Annotated in this window: 5 protein-coding genes, 1 pseudogene and 1 riboswitch; of the genes and pseudogenes, 1 reads left to right on the top strand and 5 read right to left on the bottom strand. The window is 37.5% G+C overall.

Annotated elements, in window-relative coordinates:
* The 3 genes from B4F08_RS09630 to B4F08_RS09620 all read right to left on the bottom strand — a co-directional run.
* Window positions 1–327 (bottom strand): urea carboxylase-associated family protein (locus B4F08_RS09630; protein ID WP_291374255.1); only part of this gene is annotated, 327 nt, incomplete at its 3' end.
* Window positions 328–344: 17 nt separating this feature from the next.
* Window positions 345–1,088, bottom strand: coding sequence for an urea amidolyase associated protein UAAP1 (locus tag B4F08_RS09625; RefSeq protein ID WP_026057410.1), 744 nt, complete (start codon window positions 1,086–1,088; stop codon window positions 345–347).
* 24 nt (window positions 1,089–1,112) lie between these two features.
* Window positions 1,113–1,221, bottom strand: a riboswitch (guanidine-I (ykkC/yxkD leader).
* 131 nt (window positions 1,222–1,352) lie between these two features.
* Complete coding sequence (locus B4F08_RS09620) at window positions 1,353–1,832, bottom strand: Lrp/AsnC family transcriptional regulator (protein WP_004961922.1); 480 nt, start codon at window positions 1,830–1,832, stop codon at window positions 1,353–1,355.
* Between the two features lie 130 nt (window positions 1,833–1,962).
* Between B4F08_RS09620 and B4F08_RS09615 the strand changes: the two genes are divergently transcribed.
* A complete protein-coding gene (locus B4F08_RS09615) occupies window positions 1,963–2,601 on the top strand; it encodes a LysE family translocator (protein WP_004961925.1) in 639 nt (212 codons plus the stop codon).
* Window positions 2,602–2,676: 75 nt separating this feature from the next.
* Here the strand turns inward: B4F08_RS09615 and B4F08_RS09610 are convergent, their stop codons facing one another.
* A complete protein-coding gene (locus B4F08_RS09610) occupies window positions 2,677–3,507 on the bottom strand; it encodes an SDR family NAD(P)-dependent oxidoreductase (protein WP_291374254.1) in 831 nt (276 codons plus the stop codon).
* A gap of 15 nt (window positions 3,508–3,522) precedes the next feature.
* Window positions 3,523–4,595: pseudogene (locus B4F08_RS09605) on the bottom strand (amidohydrolase family protein).
* Window positions 4,596–4,898: the final 303 nt, after the last annotated feature.

The following is a 4,898-nucleotide window of genomic DNA, read 5'->3' as shown; positions in this document are numbered from 1 at the left end:
AGTATTACTTTCGCAAGAACATGCACCACCCAACGTGTCATGACGACCACAGTTATCATCATGAATGACTGCAATTAACCGTCCAAAGTTACTGTATAAATATGTGCCTTTTTCTAAATAGATATATTGATTCATGGCAAGCGTATCTGTAGCGCTATAACGCTCTTCAGGATTTTCTGCTGAGATAAACAACGTATCAACAGCTTGGTTGCCCTCTAAATCGATAATCCGAAAGTATTGACCTTTTTTGACTTCGCACATCCATGCTTCACCCGCAGGACAAACTTCACTTAATGTAGCTTTTTCAAAAGTATGTAAGACCGTCATGATGCTTCTCCTATAGCTTAATATGCTGAACTCAATGCGTAGTAACGTGCGTTGTTTTGAAAAGCACGTTGATTTTGTGAACAGGCATCACGACAAATATCATGGTCGGCTAAAGAGTTGGCTTTATACAAAGACAATTGAATATCGCTTGGTTGATAGAGCGATCTGTTATCTAAACCATGTGGAGCAGCAGAAAGGAAAACCAGACAATCCATTTCAAAACGTAATTCAATGATTTGGCTGGTATTGTCTGATTGGGTATAGCTTAGTGCACCTTGATCATTGGGACTCACTTTTGAGAAAAGGTTTACGGTTGCACTTAAATCAGTTTGTGACAGTGAAAATTTCGCCATCTCTACCAATAAGCCATCGACACCGTTTTGGTACATTTCATTTCGTGCATCTTGAAAACGACGTTGACCAAATTGTTTGCTGATTTGCTCAGGACGACTCGCCCCACAGAAAGTATCATTCCAACCATGGTCATCTTTAACTATAGATGCCATGACACGCCCTAAATCTGAATATAAAACATTGCCCGTCGTTAAAAATGCAGTATGTTGTCCTTTTAAGGTGTCTGGCATGTTGTAACGTTCGAGTTTATCTTCAGCATTCACACAAAACAGTGAAACATTGGCGTTTGAAGCCAGAGCTTTAAACTGAAGAACGCTCCCTTTCTGAACTCGTCCAGACCAATGATGACCACCTGGTAGTTTTTCAGTCCAAAGACTCTGATTATTATGATATTCGCCCATTCGCATGACCTCTTATAAGGTTTAAGTCCAACCTCCCGGGCTTTTATCCCTCCGTGTAGTTCTTGCGAACCGTGAACTCTCGGTCTCAGTCATAGTCAACTTTTATCCGTTGGCTATCGGAACCCTAGATCACTTTATGATGGAACTAATAAAGCAAATGGCATGCCAGTTTGGTAATACGATTTTTTAATTTCGTCACACTTTTTTGACTCAAAACAAGGCATTTTTATTTTTATGCACTGTGATCAGTCAAAATCAGTGCACTAGTGTTTATTTCTGAGGCTTTACTGGAAAACATAAAAAGGGCTTTATTTCCTTCAGCACAAACATACTTTGCATTTCTTTGATTCCGGGCAATCTTCGAATGGTCGTCATTGAAAATTCAGCATAGGTATCGAGATCTGGTGATACGACTTGCAACAAAAAGTCTGCATCGCCTCCAATGCTATAACATGCAACGACATAATCTAAAGCAGTGACTTCTTCCTCAAATTTCTTTGCCTCTCTTTCACTATGACTATCAATCGATACACGGACAAACACCATCACACCTAAGCCAAGTTTTTTGCGATCAAGTAAAACGCCGTATCCTTTGATGACTTTGGTGTCTTCTAAATGTTTGACTCTTCGCCAACAGGGCGAGGTTGAAAGACCTAACTGTTCTGATAAGTCAGCATTTGTGGTTCTTGAGTCTTTTTGCAACAACTCTAAAATTCTTGCATCAGTTTTATCAATTTTTAATTTAGGCATAAAATTTCTATTAAATTTAAATATAGGGTTATTTATACCCTATTTTTTATATTTGCTAGAACATATAGATCAAATTTACCTATGTATTTATTAAAAAATAGAGATCCGATTTCATTGGGTTTTAATTGACATGGAACATCTCACACAGACAATGACCTATGTTTTAACTTTAGGATTAGCCGCAATCCTCCCTGGACCAGGCATGACTGGTCTTATGTTTAAGACTTTAGTACAGGGATATAAAAATGGACTGATGATGCTATGTGGTCTCATCACGGGAGATATCACTTTTTTATTGATTTCAATTTTTCTTTTTTCTTCTCTTCATCATTTCAGTCCACATTTGGTTTTTTATTTGATACTACTATCAAGTTCGTATCTGCTTTACTTAGCTTATAAGTTTTGGTTTTTTAAAGGTAATCTTTTGGAAAATGAAGCACCTGAAAATCTCAAAAACACGCTTTTTTCCTATAAAGATGGGCTGTTAATTACTTTGAGTAATCCTAAAACCATTTCATTTTATCTTGCGATTGTACCTGCTATCTTCGGCGCGCAGTCATTGCAAAAGCAAAGCTGGTTTTTAGTGTCTATTACCATCTTCACGCTTGCCATCATTGGTGGTCTTTATGTCTTTTTTTTGTTGAATCTAAAGAAAGTACTCAGTGATATAAAAGTACAAACCATTTTATTAACAACGCTGTCTGTCATGATGGGTATATTGGCTTTGGGAATGTTTTATAGAGAATTTAACATTCAATATTTAGCATAAACTATTGATTCACAAAGCCCTAAATTACATTTTACTTTAGAGCTTTGTGAATCAAATAGATGATGAACTCAAATCTTACTTTTTCTTTTTGGTGAACAAATTCAATGCTTGCGCATAATGTGATGGTGCTACACGCTGAATTAGATCTAAAATTTTGGCATCATTGCCAATTAAAACTCGGCGCTGATCTTTTTTAACCGCATTTAAAATTACTTTTGCAGCTTCTTCAGGTGGGGTTTTAAGTACCTTGTTAAAAGCTTTACTGGCTTTTGCAGGATTCAATCCTAAGGCACGAATACTATCACTCATGCGTGCGCTATTCGCAATGTTGGTGCGAATCCCCCCTGGATGGACACAAGTTGCACTTACACCGTTGGCTTGTAAGTCAAGCTCTTGACGAAGTGATTCGGTAAAACCACGTACTGCAAATTTAGTCGCATTGTATGCACTTTGCGTAGGTTGTGCTGTTAAGCCAAATAGACTGGAAATATTGATAATATGCCCTTCACCACTTTGTTTTAAATAGGGTAAAAATGCTTTGGTACCATGTACAACACCCCAAAAATTAATATCAAATACCCATTCCATTTCCTCATAACTCATTCCTTCAACCGTGCTTGCCAATGCCACGCCTGCATTATTAAAAATGAGGTTAATTTTTCCATGTTCTTGGGCGGTATTCGCAGCCCATTCCTCTACAGCAGTGCGATCAACCACATTTAAGGTGCTAAGCGTGACTTTAACTGGATAGGATTTAACAAGTTCCAATGTTTCAGCTAAGCCTTGCTCGTTGACATCACTTAGGGCTAAATGTGCACCTTGTTGTGCCAATAAGATAGCGAGTTGTTGGCCGACTCCAGAACCCGCACCTGTAATCGCGGCAACTTTTTGATTAAAATTTTTCATAGCTTGGCTCTTTGTTTAGTTGATGTCTAATTGATAAAAATGGATTGCGTTTTGTCTAAAAATCGCTTGCAAAGCTTCAGAACCATAAGGCTCAATCATTTTGATATAAGCCTGTATTAAGTCGGTTAAACGCGCATTAGGTTTATCCATTGGATAGTTTGAAGCGAACATGATTCGATCTGTACCAAAAACACGAATCGCATGCTGTATCAATGGGGTTAATAATTGAATAATTTCATCTACAGTCGCCGTCCGATTTTCTTTGTAAAATGTGTGTCCCAATACTGGCATCATAAGCCCTGATATTTTTGCATGCACATTCTGCTGCTTCGCTAAAGCACTTAGGTCGTTTTGCCATTGCTGAAATATTGCATCACGTTGCGCAGCGTTTTCCCTGTCTTCTTCCCTACTGCACCAAACAAACCAACAGGTGTTGCAAGATGATCTACCACGATCCTTGTTTCTGGAAACTGCTTGGCCAAGGCAGTGATCTCATTTAATTGAGTTGAATAGCCCCAAGCATCAAAAGACAGATTCATTTTGGCGAGTTGCTCAAATCCCTTTAAGAATTTTTTAGACTGATATAAATGAGGTGTTTTAGACCAGCGATAGATGCCGTCATCTTCATGCCAAGAAGACATCTTTCGAATTCCTCTAAACAAAGGACTTGCATCTCGATGAGCTTTTAAAATATCGACGAATTTGCGGTGACTTGGATCTGCCGTAGCAACAATTGCAGCAAGCTTTAAATCATATTTTGAAAAATCTAACTGGCTTAGCCATCTCGTTTCTTCAACAACGCCAAACCCTTTATGATGATGCCAATCGGCTTCGACATGAACAACGCTTTTAACCTGTATCTCATCTAAATCTTGATGATAATGTATCGGTAAATAAGAGCTTAATACATGTTGCGTATGCCCTAGAGTGTACAACAACGCTTTTGGTTTTACTATGCGAAGAATCTTATCCATAAGCAATGGATATTTCCCCAATGTCTTAACCAATAAAGTAGCTGAATGCGGAGTATGGTAAGGAGCCCATTGGTGTATGTGCGGATCAATAATAGAAAAATCGAGCTGTTTCATTGTTCTACTCTTTAGCGTTGTAATATCTTTTTTTTGAAAATTAATTTTTTCATAACAGTTCAGAAACTCTGTTGAAATCTTATAGAACCGATAAGCTATTTATATAGGTTCTCATTGGTCGCTCCGTACCTAATTCTATTCCCTTGATTTCAATAGCCTACAAAAAATCTAAATATGCATGAAATGATTTTTTATAATCTTAAATTATGAGTTCTATTCATAATAAAATAGGACTTACGCATTGACGGATTTAAAAAAGTACTAAAATACTTTATAAAGTATCTGTGATCAGACGAATTAAAC

The organism is Acinetobacter sp. UBA6720 (assembly GCF_002454215.1).
Lineage (GTDB): Bacteria > Pseudomonadota > Gammaproteobacteria > Pseudomonadales > Moraxellaceae > Acinetobacter.
The sequence above is the reverse complement of the archived record's forward strand: the minus strand, read 5'-3'. Positions and strand labels throughout refer to the sequence as shown.

What these genes read in the sequence shown, in the direction of transcription:
- B4F08_RS09610 (WP_291374254.1), bottom strand. Translation starts at nt 3,507, where the DNA reads ATGAAAAATTTTAATCAAAAAGTTGCCGCGATTACAGGTGCGGGTTCT.
- B4F08_RS09620 (WP_004961922.1), bottom strand. Translation starts at nt 1,832, where the DNA reads ATGCCTAAATTAAAAATTGATAAAACTGATGCAAGAATTTTAGAGTTG.
- B4F08_RS09615 (WP_004961925.1), top strand. Translation starts at nt 1,963, where the DNA reads ATGGAACATCTCACACAGACAATGACCTATGTTTTAACTTTAGGATTA.
- B4F08_RS09625 (WP_026057410.1), bottom strand. Translation starts at nt 1,088, where the DNA reads ATGCGAATGGGCGAATATCATAATAATCAGAGTCTTTGGACTGAAAAA.